General features: G+C 67.4%; 14 protein-coding genes. 7 read left to right on the top strand and 7 right to left on the bottom strand.

Translation table 11 applies throughout. From position 1 onward, the window contains the following. Window positions 1-40 precede the first annotated feature (40 nt). Window positions 41-892, bottom strand: a complete 852-nt coding sequence (aztB, locus tag QFZ21_RS07630; protein ID WP_307376248.1) for a zinc ABC transporter permease AztB — start codon at window positions 890-892, stop codon at window positions 41-43. A gap of 56 nt (window positions 893-948) precedes the next feature. Here aztB and QFZ21_RS07625 point away from each other — a divergent pair, with 56 nt between their 5' ends. After that, window positions 949-1,599 carry an ATP-binding cassette domain-containing protein gene (locus QFZ21_RS07625; RefSeq protein WP_307376244.1) on the top strand — a complete coding sequence of 217 codons (651 nt, stop codon included), beginning with the start codon at window positions 949-951 and terminating at the stop codon, window positions 1,597-1,599. Between the two features lie 74 nt (window positions 1,600-1,673). On the opposite strand, the gene QFZ21_RS07620 is transcribed toward QFZ21_RS07625, so the two are convergent. From QFZ21_RS07620 to QFZ21_RS07605, 4 genes are all read right to left on the bottom strand, one after another. After that, the gene (locus QFZ21_RS07620) at window positions 1,674-2,312 is read right to left on the bottom strand and encodes a pyridoxamine 5'-phosphate oxidase family protein (protein ID WP_307376240.1); all 639 of its coding nucleotides are present in this window, start codon (window positions 2,310-2,312) and stop codon (window positions 1,674-1,676) included. Then, window positions 2,309-3,367, bottom strand: coding sequence for a transporter (locus QFZ21_RS07615; RefSeq protein ID WP_307376238.1), 1,059 nt, complete (start codon window positions 3,365-3,367; stop codon window positions 2,309-2,311). Before QFZ21_RS07615 ends, QFZ21_RS07620 begins: the two co-directional genes overlap by 4 nt. Before the next feature lie 78 nt (window positions 3,368-3,445). Beyond that, window positions 3,446-3,958, bottom strand: coding sequence for a CGNR zinc finger domain-containing protein (locus QFZ21_RS07610; RefSeq protein WP_307376235.1), 513 nt, complete (start codon window positions 3,956-3,958; stop codon window positions 3,446-3,448). Between the two features lie 45 nt (window positions 3,959-4,003). Next, window positions 4,004-4,756 carry a FadR/GntR family transcriptional regulator gene (locus QFZ21_RS07605; RefSeq protein ID WP_307376233.1) on the bottom strand — a complete coding sequence of 251 codons (753 nt, stop codon included), beginning with the start codon at window positions 4,754-4,756 and terminating at the stop codon, window positions 4,004-4,006. A 93-nt stretch (window positions 4,757-4,849) separates the two neighbouring features. On the opposite strand from QFZ21_RS07605, the gene QFZ21_RS07600 reads away from it, so the two are divergent. Further along, window positions 4,850-5,722 (top strand): carbon-nitrogen hydrolase family protein, encoded by an 873-nt coding sequence (locus QFZ21_RS07600; protein WP_307376229.1) that lies wholly within the window; start codon window positions 4,850-4,852, stop codon window positions 5,720-5,722. 63 nt (window positions 5,723-5,785) lie between these two features. Further along, the gene (locus QFZ21_RS07595) at window positions 5,786-7,156 is read left to right on the top strand and encodes an APC family permease (protein ID WP_307376227.1); all 1,371 of its coding nucleotides are present in this window, start codon (window positions 5,786-5,788) and stop codon (window positions 7,154-7,156) included. Between the two features lie 43 nt (window positions 7,157-7,199). On the opposite strand, the gene QFZ21_RS07590 is transcribed toward QFZ21_RS07595, so the two are convergent. Then, complete coding sequence (locus QFZ21_RS07590; protein WP_307376224.1) at window positions 7,200-7,595, bottom strand: hypothetical protein; 396 nt, start codon at window positions 7,593-7,595, stop codon at window positions 7,200-7,202. 54 nt (window positions 7,596-7,649) lie between these two features. After that, window positions 7,650-8,753, bottom strand: a complete 1,104-nt coding sequence (locus QFZ21_RS07585) for a GNAT family N-acetyltransferase (protein WP_307376221.1) — start codon at window positions 8,751-8,753, stop codon at window positions 7,650-7,652. A 226-nt stretch (window positions 8,754-8,979) separates the two neighbouring features. Here QFZ21_RS07585 and QFZ21_RS07580 point away from each other — a divergent pair, with 226 nt between their 5' ends. The 4 genes from QFZ21_RS07580 to QFZ21_RS07565 all read left to right on the top strand — a co-directional run bounded on the left by QFZ21_RS07580 (window position 8,980) and on the right by QFZ21_RS07565 (window position 13,193). Continuing rightward, entirely contained in the window at window positions 8,980-10,050 is a 1,071-nt protein-coding gene (locus QFZ21_RS07580; protein ID WP_307376218.1) for a LacI family DNA-binding transcriptional regulator, read from the top strand. Continuing rightward, on the top strand, window positions 10,047-10,994 hold the full coding sequence (locus QFZ21_RS07575) for a carbohydrate ABC transporter permease (RefSeq protein WP_307376216.1): 948 nt from the start codon (window positions 10,047-10,049) through the stop codon (window positions 10,992-10,994). Before QFZ21_RS07580 ends, QFZ21_RS07575 begins: the two co-directional genes overlap by 4 nt. Then, window positions 10,991-11,830, top strand: coding sequence for a carbohydrate ABC transporter permease (locus QFZ21_RS07570; protein WP_307376214.1), 840 nt, complete (start codon window positions 10,991-10,993; stop codon window positions 11,828-11,830). The genes QFZ21_RS07575 and QFZ21_RS07570 overlap by 4 nt, the downstream gene beginning before the upstream one ends. A 70-nt stretch (window positions 11,831-11,900) precedes the next feature. Continuing rightward, window positions 11,901-13,193 carry an ABC transporter substrate-binding protein gene (locus tag QFZ21_RS07565; RefSeq protein WP_307376212.1) on the top strand — a complete coding sequence of 431 codons (1,293 nt, stop codon included), beginning with the start codon at window positions 11,901-11,903 and terminating at the stop codon, window positions 13,191-13,193. Window positions 13,194-13,269: the final 76 nt, after the last annotated feature.

Below are 13,269 nucleotides of genomic sequence, written 5' to 3'. Positions count from 1 at the left end.
CATGTGTCGTGCGGGTGGTCGCGTCGTCGCGACGGCGGGTTCAGGCGGGGCGCGTCCGCGTCCCGAGAGGGGGGAGGGCCGCGCGCGCTGCCCAGGAGAGGCAGGCGAGCAGGATGGCGGATGCTGCCACGGAGGCGCCGGCGGCCGTCGCGGCGTACCAGGAGGCGAGGAGGCCGAGGAACACCGCGACCACGCCGAAGACGGCGGCGAGTGCCATCCGTGTGGGGATGCGCGTGGTCCAGTGCCCGGCGGCGACCGCCGGTGCGAGCAGCAGACCGACGACGAGCATGGATCCGACCGCCTGATACGAGGCGACGACGGCGAGGGTGACGAGTCCGACGAGCGCGGCCCGCGCGATCCGCGGGCGCAGACCGAGGACGGCGGCGATGCGTGCGTCGAGGGAGAGAGCGACGAACGAGCGGTGGAAGAGAGCCGCGACGATCAGTCCGGTGGTAGCGGCGGCGGCGAGCAGCACGAGGTCGCCCTGACTGATCGCGAGGATGTCGCCGAACAGGATGGCGGTCGCGTCGGTGGCGAAGCTGCCCGAGTGGGAGATGACGATGACGCCGAGCGCCAGCATCGACACGAACAGCAGGCCGATGCTGGTGTCATACGACAGGCGCGCGCGTCGTTGCAGTGCTCCGATGCCCACGCTCATGGCGACGGCGCTGATGGCGCCGCCGACCAGGACCGGCAGCGAGAGAACGGTCGCGAGGGCGACTCCCGGAAGCATGCCGTGAGCCAGCGCCTCTCCGAGGAACGCCATCCCGCGGATGACGACCCACGTGCCGACGATGGCGCACAGGATCGCCACCAGTGCGCCGCCGAGCATCCCACGCTGCAGGAAGTCGAGGGCGAACGGGTCGAGGACGCCAAGGGGATGAGAACTCACAGTCTGCGAGCCTAGGGCTTGTTGATAATGATTATCAAACTCGTATAGTGGGACTTATGACCTCTCCCCGATCGACGAGCGGCACGGAGGCACGATTGACCGGCATCCATGTCGCCTACGACGGTGGAGCGGCGCTCTCCGGAGTGGGAGTCGAGTTCGCTCCCGGGACTCTGGCCGTCATCACTGGGCCGAACGGCGCGGGCAAATCGACGCTCCTGGAGGTCCTTGCGGGCACGCGAGAGCACGGCGGCGAGCGGCGCGTCAGCGGCACCACCGCCTTCGTCCCGCAGCGCGCCGCCATCCCTGCGGGTCTTCCGGTATCGGTACAGGATGTCGTGAGCGTCGGAGCGTGGGGGCGGCTCGGAATGTGGCGCCGGATGGACGCTGCGGCCCGCGCGCTCGTCGAGCATTCGATGGACCGACTCGACATCCGGGGGCTCGCGCGGCATCCGTTCGCCTCCCTTTCCGGCGGCCAGCAGCAGCGAGCGCTGCTGGCTCAGGGGTTGGCGCGGGACGCCGACCTGTTGCTGCTCGATGAGCCGACGACCGGCCTCGACTCCGCCAGCAGCCTGCGCATCAGGACCGTGTTGCGCGACGAGGCCGCGCGTGGCGTCGCCGTGGTCTGCGTCTCGCACGATCCGGCGGTGATCGGGGATGCCGAGCACCGCGTTCATCTCGAGGAGGGGCGCATCCGCTCCGACGGTTGACAGCCCCGGCTCGGTGAACGGCCGTGCGCGCTCGCCGCAGGTCATCGACGTCTACGGGCCCGGCGGTGTCGTGCTCATCGAGGAGTCGTGCGGACCTCGCGAAGTCGTGCGTTCTCGAGTTCGAGCGCCGCGATACGATCCCGCATCGGGGTGACCAGGGTCGCGATCTGCTCGTGGGTGTACCGCGGCGTGATGTGCTGCGGGCAGTTCCAGTCGTAGGCACTGACGGTGACCGTGATGGCGCGCTCGACGATGGCATCGGGGTCGTCCGGATGGCGCAGGCTGTCGACCAGCTCGGGGTCCTCGTCGAGGCGCACGACCTTCGCGTGGCCGAACAGCTTCAGCCGGCTGCGGGACGGGTAGTCCATCGCGATGATCGAGACGCGGTCGTCGCCGCGCAGGTTTCCGGTGCTGACGTGCTGGAGGTTGCCGCGGTAGTCGGCCCAGCTGATGGTGTGCGGATCGGTGACCGTGACGAATCCGACGGGGCCGCCGCGGAACTGCACGTACGGCCATCCGGTCTCGCCCACGGTCGACAGGTAGAACGAGTCGCGGGTCTGCAGGTACTCGATCTCCCTGGCACCGAGAGGATCGCCGTTCTTCCCGCCGTCTCCGCGCAGGGCCGCTCTGCGGTAGAAGTCGGCGCTTCCGTAGAACTCCTGCCCGGCGTCGACATCGGCCGTGAAGGCGATGCTTCCGTACTGCCTGCTCATGATCGACTCATCTCTCGGTGTTTGGGTGCGGTGCGGGTCATCGCAGCATCCGCGTCATCGGCATCGGTGAGGACCTCCTCTTCGCGACGACGGGCGGAGGCACCGAGGATGCCGGCGAGAGAGCGCACCCCGATCGTGGCGACGAACAGCGTCGTCGCGATCGCGAGCACCATCGCGATGACACCTGCCCCCGGAACGACGTCGACGCCGAGCCAGGTGATGGCGTAGGAGACGACCGCCGCGACCGGGAAGGTGAACGACCAGAATCCCAGCGTGAAGGGCAGGCGGCGATACCGCGGGATGAGCGCGAGCTGCGCGATCACGAGGATCGCGGTGAGGCCGGCGAACGCGAGCGACAGCGGGGTCGAGACGTGATCGGTCAGCGCGAAGAGTGCCAGGCCGCCGACGGCGGGCGGAGCCATCACCACGGTGAGCGTCGGGACGAGAGCTTCGGGCAGCGGCGGCCTGCTGATCAGGCGTGCGATCAGCAACGTGGTCATGACGACCCAGAACAGGCTCGCGACCCCGAAGGCGGCCCAGCCGACATCGCGCAGTCCGACGGTGTCCGCCGCGCTGGCCGCGACGAATCCTCCCGCGACCGTGGGCAGGAGGTAGCCGCCGTGCAGGGCGCCGAGCTCGATCTGCCCCGATGTCCAGGTGCTGATCAGCCAGCCGGCGAAGATGGTCGCGACCGTCATTGACACGACGACGAGGACCGTACCCGCCACCGGGAACCAGGCGACGAGGTCACTGCCGAGAAGCATGCCGATGAGCGGCACCATCGCGGCGAGCGGGCCCTGGGCCGGGTGCCGCAGCTGCTCCTTGAGTGGGCTCTTGATCCGGATGCCGCGGACCGAATGGGCGGTAATCAGCCAGATCATGGCGGCGGCGGCGAGGCTCCAGAAGATCTGCGGCACGACCGGGGGAAGGTCGATCACCGTCGACGTCGCCGACCACACCTCGGCGACACCTGCGATTCCCAGCGCGATCGCCAGTGTGTTCAGCGGGATGCGCGTCGGCGCGGCCGCCGCTGATCCGTTCGATGCCTGCGACATGTCTAACTCCTATAACCAGTTTTACTGGTTAACCGGAGTGGCGCCGATTTTATGCCCGCGGGTTGATTGCGGGTTGCGTCAAGAGTTGGGCGAACGACGCGCCTGGTAGCGGCGTGCCTTCATCCGATTGCCGCACGTGGCCATCGAGCACCACCGGGCCGTGTTCGGCTTGCTGTGGTCGATGAGGAACTTGGTGCACTCGGGGTTGGCGCAGGGACGCAGGCGCCCGGGCATCTTCTCGACGACCTCGTTCCAGGCCAGGACGAGGCGCGCAGCGGGAAGAGCGGATGCCGGAGCCTCGATCTCCCAGTGGATCATGCCGTCCGCGATGGTGGGATGACTCTCCACCTTGTCGAGAAACCGGTACAGATCGGATGCCGCGGCCTCCGACCTCGTCACGGCCTGGATGGTGTCTCGCGCGTCGCGAAGATGCGCGATCTGCAAGGGCGAGGGGGTGTCTCGCGAATAGGGCTTCGCGAGCTCGGCCGCGCTGACCGGATCATCGAGCTGATCGATTCGCTCGCCGTCGACCACCGGTGTGCTGTTCATGAGCGCCAGCAGTGCTGATTCCGAAATCGTGTTCTGTTCCATGACGAAACACTCCCTCTTTGTAACCATCTTAGGGCGCTTGGCAGGTTAGGTGGCGCGGGGGAGCGCGAGGAACATCTCCCGCCTGAGGGCGTCGACGTGTGCACGGGTGACGGCGACTGCGGCGATCGGGTCATGTGCGCGGAACGCGGCAACGAGCGCGCGATGTTCATCGCGCCCGACCTCCAGCTGATCCATCGGGTAGGGGACGAAGTACTTGACCAGAGCTTCGTACACCGCGAGGTAGGCGGGCGCCTCGGGTAGACCGCTCCACGTCGCGCACAGTCGGTGGAACCTGCTGTCGGGGCCGTGGTGCTCCAGCCAGTTCGCCGCCTGTTGTGACGCGAGGACGAGTCGGTCAAGCTCCTCGCACTGCTCTTCGGTGGCGACGAGCGCCATCTCGTGCACGATCGCGCTCTCCATCAGGCTCCGCTGATCGATGAGACGTCGGATGCTCTCGGCATCCGCCCTGTACGCCGAAACGGAGGAGTCGCTGAGGTGTGGGGGCGCATCGGCGACGAATGTACCTCCCGCCCGTCCCGGTCGCCGCACGAGCACGCCGTCGAGCACGAGGCTCTCCAGTGCCCGACGTGCCGTGATGGCACTGACCTCGAGCCCCGCGGCGATGTGCTCGACTCCCGGAAGACGGCTACCGGGTGCGAGAAGAGCATGCTCGACCGACAGCAGGATGCGCGCTCTCACCGTCTCGACTGCGGACAGGCGCGTGAGGGCTGCGGATCCTGGTGCCGAGAACAGGGCGAGGTCGACGTCGACCCCTGCCGTTCCGCCGCGTGCCTCCATGGCTTGATTCTAACGAGGAGTACTCATATAGTGATCAAGCTGATCATGTTCAGAATGATCTAGTTTGGCGAATGCGACGAAGGGGTCGGACGGATGGCCGGAACGCTCGAGGTGGGTCTCGCCCAGCGAGTTCCCCTGCCGATCGAGGCCCCGGTCGCGGATTTCGCCACCGACGTCGAGCGCACCCTCGCGGAACATCCGCAGATCACGCTGCTCGTCTACCCCGAGTTGCACCTATGCGGAACGGAGCACCTGCCTACGGCCGCCAGGGCGGATGCGCTCGAGAGTCATGCGCATCGGCTGGACTCGCCGTTCGTCGCCGAACTGGGGGTGATCGCCCGTGCACACGGCATCTGGTTGTGCCCCGGCAGCATCGGTGAGCGCGGACCCGACGGCGAGTTCTTCAACACTCAGCTGCTCTTCGATCCCTCGGGCACGCTGCGTGCGAGCTACCGCAAGATGTTCCCGTGGCGGCCCTTCGAGCCGCATCGGCCCGGAACCGAGTTCGTGATCGCCGACCTGGATGGCGCAGGCACCGCCGGGTTCTCGATCTGCTACGACGCGTGGTTCCCCGAACACTCCAGACAACTGGCATGGCTCGGCGCGGACCTCGTCCTGAACATCGTGAAGACCACGACTCCCGACCGCGAGCAGGAACTCGTGCTGGCGCGTGCCAACGCCATCGTGAATCAGAACCTCGTCGCGAGCGTCAACTGCGCGGCTCCGGTCGGCCGAGGCCGCAGCATCGTGGTCGGTCCCGAGGGCTTCGTCATCGCCGAGGCGGGCGTGGGCGAGCAGACTCTGACGTTCGCCTTCGATCCGGAGGGCATCGCGCGCGTGCGCGCGCACGGCACGATGGGCAGCAACCGCATGTGGGCGCAGTTCCGTGACGACGACGACGAGATCCCGTTACCGATGTATGACGGCCGCATCGATCCGCGGACCTGGGCGGCCCCGCATCCCTGACCCCCGAGCACCGCAGGTGCTCGAACCCATCCCGCAGACACGACCAAGACAGAGGAGTCGCCCGTGTCCACAACCGCCAATCCCACCGCACTGACTCGCACGTTGCGGCTACCGTCGCTCGTTCTCTTCGGCCTCGCCTATCTGACTCCGTTGATCGTGCTCGGCATCTTCGGCGTCATCGCTTCGGAGACCGGCGGCGCCAGTGCCAGCGCCTACCTCGTGGCGCTCATCGCGATGCTCTTCACCGCCAACAGCTACGGCCGTATGGCGAAGGCGTATCCGGTCGCAGGATCGGCCTACACCTACGTCCGCCGCACGATCGACGGCCGCGTCGGCTTCCTGGTCGGCTGGGCGATCATGCTCGACTACCTCTTCCTGCCGATGGTGATCTGGCTCATCGGCGGCGCCTATCTTCAGGCGCAGTTCCCCGCCGTCCCGATGCCGATCTGGATCATCGGATTCATCGTCATCACCAGCGTCCTCAACGTGATCGGCATCAAGGTCGCGGATCGCACGAACCTCGTGCTGATGTCATTCCAGATCCTCGTGATCGGGTTCTTCGTCGCCCTGTCGCTGGCGCACGTCGCCGGAGAAGACGGGGGAGCGGGCCTGGTCTCGGCCACGCCGTTCGTCGGAATCGACGCGGGATTCGCGGGGATCGCCGGCGGCGCGGCCATCGCTGCATACTCCTTCCTCGGATTCGACGCGGTGACGACCTTGACCGAGGAGACGGTCGACCCTCGTCGCACCGTGCCGAAGGCGATCATGCTGGTGGCATTGATCGGCGGCGGGATCTTCGTGCTCGTGGCCTATGTCACCCAGCTCGTGCACCCCGGAGGGACGTTCGATTCGCCCGACACCGCGGCGTTCGACATCGCCGTGACGATCGGCGGCAACTTCTTCGGCGCGGTCTTCCTCGCGGCTCTCGTGATCGCACAGTTTACCTCCGGCCTCGCGGCGCAGGCGGCGGGCAGCCGCCTGCTCTACGCGATGGGACGGGACGGCGTGCTTCCCCGTCGCATCTTCGGCGTCCTGAATCCACGCTTCCGCACGCCGGTGCTCAGCATTGGAGCGATCGCCGTAGTCGGCCTGATCGCGATCTTCATGGACGTCGCAACGTCGACGTCGTTCATCAACTTCGGGGCGTTCGTCGCGTTCATCATGGTCAACGTCGCGGTCGTCGTCTACTGGGCGAGGGAACGCCGGTCGGGCGGGGCGCACAACGTCTTCCTGTACGTGGTGGCGCCGATCATCGGCGCGCTCGTGATCGCCTATCTCCTGACCCGTCTCGACATCCACGCGATCCTTCTCGGCAGCAGCTGGCTCGTGATCGGAGTGGTGGTCCTGGCGATCATCACTCGAGGGTTCCGTCGTCAGCCGCCCGAGCTCGGCGTCGATGCCGCGAACGATGCCGCGGAGGACTCGATCAGCTGATCGATCACGCCGCCCGAGGTCTCGACCCGCCTCACGCCAAGGATCAGCGAACGAACAGCAGCACGATCGACAGCAGCAGCCCCGCGGCTCCCACGCTCCCGAGCGTGATGCCGAGGACCTGCACCGCATGGAGTCCGGGGCGTCGCGGCTCGAAGTGCATCGATTGCGGGTGTCGCTCGCTGACGAATGCCGGCGCCTCCTCATGCCCGCTCCAGTCCGCTGCCTCGTGTGCGCGGAGAGGCCGCTCCCAGAAGTCGCCGGCGGTGAACCAGCGCGCGCGTGTACCGGTGTCGTCGACCACGAAGACCACATCCATCGGCATCCACCGGCCGTCGTGAGCTCGGCCGATGAGCACCACGAGCAGCAGAGGGATGCCGAGACCGAGCCCGATCCACGAGATGATCTCGGCGATGTTGCCGATGACATCGATCGCGTCCATGGTTATGACGGTACCGGTCGTCGCCGTGTTTCTCGTCGGATCGGGCTCTCGGTCTCACTCCCGCCCGATCACCTTCTTCCACCGCGCGGCGTACGACAGGGGCACGAACCCGACGGCCTCGTTCACGTCGAGCATGTGCCGGTTCTCCTCGGCGTTCATCGTCTCGATGAGCACGTGGTCGGGGAACCTGTCGCCGAGTTCCCGGATGTTGGTGAGCTTCATCAGCATTCCGAGGCGGTGGCCGCGGTGATCCCGCAGCACCAGGGTGTCGATCTGCTCGACCGGGCGGTGCGGCTCCGGTGGCACATCGAGCTCGGTGAACCCGGCGATCTGCCCGGTGCCGTCATCGACGGCGATCGTGGTGAGGCGGGTGCGCGGACTCGACTCCCATCGGTCATCCATCGCGCGCACACGATCGGCCGTCCAGACGTCTTCGGTCTGCTCGATGCCGGCATTCGGGGCATCCGTGCTCATGCGGGTGCGCACGAGCGCGATGCCCTGAAGCCAGTCCTCCGGCGTCCGTCCCTGCCAGCTGACCGTGCGGTAGCCGTCCGCCGCCGCCTCTGCGTCGGCAAGAAGCGCGGAGAAAGCCTGCGGATCGACGGGCAGCGACAGACCGCTCAGCCGACCGACCTGCTCGAGCGAGAAGCCGTGTCCGTGGAGGAAGCGCGTCGACGTCAGTTCGGCCGGGACCGCGCCGAAGCCGGTAGGAGCGGCGTGAGTCGCCCCCGACAGCGCGTCCGCGGCGAAGCTCGTCTGGTTCTGCACCGTCATCCTGCCCTCTGAGCGCGCCACCTGCTCGAGTCGCTCGTAGAGGGCGGAGCCGATGCCGCGGTTCCGGTACTCGGGTAGAACCGAGACGGCGGCCCAGCACTCGCCGGCACCGACCGGCAGCGCGACATTGCCGCGCGCGACGACGCGGCCGCCGACCTTTGCGACGAAGCCCACCAGGGGCGTGTTCTCGTCCTTCCAGGTCGGTAGCAGCTCCTCGGCCGTGAACACCTCGGTCGAGGCTCCGCGCTGCTCGGCCTCGACCGTGTTGCGGACCACCGCCATGCCGATGAAGTCCGCGGCGTCGGGGGAATGGATGCTCTCCGGCACGGTGAGCGCGGAGAGGGTGAAAGCCGGCTGCGTGCCGGAGTATTCGGGAGATGACATGGTGAAACCTTCTGTTCGCAGGATCGTTCGACTCACCCACGACGTGGGGAGGAGGGGGATCGCAGTCAGATGGTCACGAGCGGAAGCCTTTCACGGCGAGGCGTCGGCGGCAAGACCGCCGGTATTTCGCACCTCGATCTCGCTCCGGAGACTTGACAGGAAAGCGTCTCGGTGGGATGGTTCTGTAGATCGTTGGAAACGTTTACAGTACTCGAGGGAGAGACGCGTGGCACGAGTCACCATCACGCAGGTCGCCGCCCATGCGGGCGTCTCCATCGCCTCCGCCTCCCGCGCCCTGAACGGGCAGATCGCGAGCGCCGAGACGATCGCGAAGGTGCGCGACGCGGCCGCCGCACTCGGGTACATCGCGGATGCCACGGCCCAGTCGCTCAAGCGCGGACGCACCGACCAGCTCGCCTACGCGGTCGCCGACATCGGCAACCCGGTGTACGTCGAGATGATGAGCGTCATCGAGCGCGTCGTCTCGTCGTCGGGCTACCGCCTGGTGCTCTCGTCGACGGGCACCTCGTCCTCCTCCGTCGACGTGGTTCGCGATCTGGGGCGCGGCTACGTCGACGGAATGATCCTCTCTCCGCTCCGTGTGACGGACGAACTGCTCGCCGCGCTCGCCGCCAGCCCGGTACCGGTCGTCGTGCTCGGCCGACTTCCCGACGGCGCAGCCCTCGACAACGTGCGCGCCGACTCGCTCACCGCCATGCGGCTCATCGTCGACCACCTCGTCGCCGAGGGCCGTCGCGACATCGCCTTCGTGAACGGTCCGGCCGACACCACTCCCGGTATGTACCGTCGGGACGGCTTCGCCGCCGCAGTCGCCGCCCATCCGTCCGTCGCCACTCGCAGCGTGGATGCCGCGGACTTCACCATCGCGGCGGGATACGCCGCGGCACTCGAAGCCCTCCAGCACGACCGTCGCCCCGACGCCATCGTCGCCGCCAACGACCTGATCGGCATCGGTGCACTCCGAGCCGCCGAAGACCTGGGGCTGACCGTCCCGGACGACATCGCGATCACCGGCGTCGACAACACCGAGCTCGCCGGCGTCCTCCGCCCCGGGCTGACGAGCGTCGACCTCGGTGCCGAGGAGCGCGGCCGCGTGGCCGCCGACCTCCTGCTCGCCCGGATCAGCGAACCCTCCCGCCCGGCGCATACCGTCACGGTGGCGCCGTCGCTGGTCGTCCGCGGTTCGTCGTCGCGGGCACACGACCATGGCCGGATCGCCACCCTCGACGGCGGCGCCGGAGACCCCGACCTCGATGAAGAGAGGGCAGCCGGATGAGCACGACCGCCACCAGGCCCGACGCGGGCACGACCGCTCCGAAGACGAAGAAGCTCGGCCATCGCGCGCGCGCGCAACGCAAAGAGGCCATCGTCCTCGTCGTGCCGGCGCTGCTGCCGATCATCGTCTTCTCCCTCATCCCGCTCCTCAGCGGTGTGGCACTCGGCTTCACGAACGCCACGCTCAAGCGCAACGCCGAGATCGACTTCATCGGCTTCGGCAACTTCATCGAACTGTTCGGCGACCAGCGGTTCTGGGGCTCGTTCGGCATCGGCATCGTCTGGGCAGGAAGCGTCGCCCTGCTGACGCTGGTATGCGCCATGGGGCTCGCCCTGCTGCTGAACAGCGATCTGCGGCTGAAGGGCCTCACCCGCGTGCTCGCGCTGATCCCGTGGGCGATGCCGCCGGTGGTCATCGCCATCGTCTGGCGGATGATCTACAACCCCAACTCCGGGCCCCTGAACGGCACGCTCGAGGCGGTGGGAATCCCCGGCGTCAACTGGCTCGGCGACTTCTCGACCGCGCTTCCCGCCGTGATCGTCGTCGGCGTCTGGGCCGGCATCCCGCAGACCACCGTGCTGCTGCTCGCCGGCATGCAGTCCATCTCGGCCGAGCAGCACGAGGCCGCGGCCGTCGACGGTGCGGGTGCATTCCGACGGTTCTGGCACATCACGCTCCCGGCGCTCCGTCCCGTGATCTTCGCCGTCACGGCCCTCGACTTCATCTGGCAATTCAACTCGTTCGGGCTCATCTACGTGCTCACCGAGGGTGGCCCCGGCGGAAAGACGATGATCCCGCCGCTGTTCACCTACCTCGAAGCCTTCCGCAACCGCGAGATCGGCTACGCGTCGGCGATGGGCGACGTGCTGGTGGTCGCGATCATGCTGATCCTGTCGCTCTACCTGATCAACCAGTTCCGCCAGAACAAGGGGGCACGCGCATGACCTCGAAGCGCCCCTGGTGGGGAACCGTCCTGATGTACGTGGCACTCGCCGCGTTCCTGCTCTTCCTCGGCTTCCCGCTGCTCTGGCTCCTGTCCGCGTCGTTCAAGTCGACGAGCGAGCTGAACTCCCTCGCCGTGAACCTGATTCCCGCCGAGTGGGACTTCAGCAACTACACCTCGGCGCTCGAACGACAGAACCTCATCACGGCCGCGGGCAACTCGCTCCTCGTGTCCATCGCGACGATGGTGATCACAGTGCTGCTGTCGATGCCGATGGCCTACGCGCTCGCACGACTCAAGGGCAAGCTCCGGGCGACGGGCACCATCTGGATCCTCACGAGCCAGGTCTTCCCCTCGATCCTGATCATCATCCCGCTGTTCCTGGTGCTGCGTTCGATCAATCTGAACGACACCCTGTTCGGCCTGATCCTCGTCTACGTCACCTTCACGCTGCCGTTCACGCTGTGGATGCTGCAGGGCTACGTCGCGGCGATTCCGGCCGAGCTGGAGGAGGCCGGCGAGATGGACGGCGCCACGCGGATCACGATCCTGCGGACGATCATCCTCCCGCTGCTCGCACCGGGACTCGTGGCGACCGCGATGTTCACCTTCGTCTCGGCGTGGAACGAGTTCTTCCTCGCTCTGGTGCTGCTGCAGAGCCCCGAGCTCTACACGCTCCCGATCGCGCTGCGCTCGTTCCTGGGCGCTGAGGGCCAGACCCAGCTCGGGCCGCTGGCCGCCGGCGCGATCCTCGCGACCATCCCGTCGCTCATCATCTTCAGCATCCTGCAGAAGAAGCTCACCGGCGGCATGCTCGCCGGTGCCGTCAAGGGCTGAACCAGGCACAGCCGGCAGACATCATCACAACCTCACCACGAGTAATCACAGAATCAGAAAGGCGAGCACCATGAAGAGCAATCGAGGCATCGGCGCCATCGCACTCGCGAGCGTCGCCATCCTCTCCCTGGCGGGCTGCACGCAGGGGAGCGCGAACAACGGAGGCGAGAGCGAAGACGGCGCGGTCACGCTCCAGTTCCAGTCGCTCTCCGACCAGCCGGCGACGCAGGAGGCCGTGAAGGCCATCGTCGACGAGTGGAACACCGACAACCCCGACGTCCAGGTCGAGATCGTCCAGGCCGGATGGGATGGCGCATTCGACAAGCTGATCACGCAGTTCACGGGCGGCACGGCACCCGACATCATCCACTTCGAGGCCAGCTCGATCGTCTCGTTCGGGACCGACGGCTACCTCGCCGATCTGACCGACCTCATCGACGACGAGCTCAAGTCGGACATCTCGGAGGGCATCTGGGAGTCGGTCACGCAGGATGACCAGATCATCGCCTACCCGTCGACGCTGCAGTCGTACATGGCGTTCGCCAACGCCGACCTGCTCGAGGCCGCCGGGGTCGAGGTTCCGACCGGCGACACCATGACCTGGGACGAGCTGCAGGAGATCGCCAAGGCGACCACCACGGGCGGCACATACGGACTCGGCTGGGGCCTTGCCTCGCCGACCGCGACGATGATGAGCCTCGGGCTGGGCTTCGACGGCGGGTACTTCGACGGGTCGGGCGCCGACGCGACCATCGAGGTCGGCGAGAACGAGCTCGCGGTTCCTGAGCGCATCCACGAGATGGCCTACACCGACAAGTCGATCGAGCCCACCTCCCTCACCCAGTCGGGGTCGGATGTGCTCGCGTCGTTCTACGGCGGCAAGGTCGCGATGACCGTGCAGGGCTCGTTCCAGGCGACGAACATCGCGAACGACGCCCCCGACGGGTTCAACTGGGTGGCCCTGCCGCCGCTCGAGGGCTCGGAGGGTGCCGTCCAGGCCGCCAACCCGCAGACCTACTCGGTCAACATCGACTCCGAGTACGTCGAGGAGTCGGCCGACTTCCTCAACTTCTTCATGAGCGCCGACAACCTCGCGGCTGTCGCCTACGCCGACGCCCTGATCCCGTCGTCCGAGTCGGCTCGCACCGAGGTCGAGAAGCTCGCGGCCGACAACCCGGCCTGGACCCAGGTGCTGGCCTCCGGCGAAGGGCTCGTCGGACCGCCCTTCCTCAAGGTGGAGAAGTACACCGAGTGGAAGGACACCATCGCGACGCCGGCCTTCCAGCAGTACCTGGCCGACCAGATCACCAGCGAGCAGCTCGCGAAGCAGCTGACCGACGGCTGGGCGGACATCGCCGGCTGATCACGTGAGCGGGGGCGGATGACCATCCGCCCCCGCTTCTCCGCGTCGAACCGGCTGCGGCCGACAAAGGCAAGAA

The sequence above is a fragment of the Microbacterium sp. W4I20 genome (genome assembly GCF_030816505.1).
In the GTDB taxonomy this organism is placed as follows: domain Bacteria; phylum Actinomycetota; class Actinomycetes; order Actinomycetales; family Microbacteriaceae; genus Microbacterium.
Note: the sequence above shows the minus strand (reverse complement) of the source record. Positions and strands in the feature narration are given on the sequence as shown.